This is a genomic window from Burkholderia sp. Ac-20353 (genome assembly GCF_017104785.1).
Classification (GTDB): Bacteria; Pseudomonadota; Gammaproteobacteria; order Burkholderiales; family Burkholderiaceae; genus Burkholderia.
Genome location: NZ_JAAGPL010000579.1, coordinates 1 through 265, shown reverse-complemented (window position 1 = coordinate 265; position 265 = coordinate 1). Strand labels below are relative to the sequence as shown.

Sequence of the window (265 nt, the reverse complement as noted above, 5' to 3'; positions counted from 1 at the left end):
TCCTGCTTCACCGAGTGGCCTGACTGCGCCATCTCTCCACGGGCTATCCGGGCATCGTCCTGCCCTTCCAACAGTTGCAATCCTCGTGTGAGGATATTCATTGCGCCGACCACGTCGGCGTGCGCTTTGTAGCCGCATGCAACGCAGGCGAACTGCGCCTGTGTCCTGCGATTGTCCGCGCTCACGCATCTGCACGCGGGACAGGTCCGACTCGTGTTCTGCGGCGGCACGGCGATCAGCCAGCCGCCGTTCCACGCCAGCTTGT

Annotated in this window: 1 protein-coding gene; it reads right to left on the bottom strand. The window is 63.8% G+C overall.

Annotated features, from left to right (window positions below; translation table 11 throughout):
• Positions 1 to 265: zinc ribbon domain-containing protein (locus G3N94_RS43370; RefSeq protein WP_205799996.1), on the bottom strand; the 265-nt coding region annotated here is incomplete at both ends.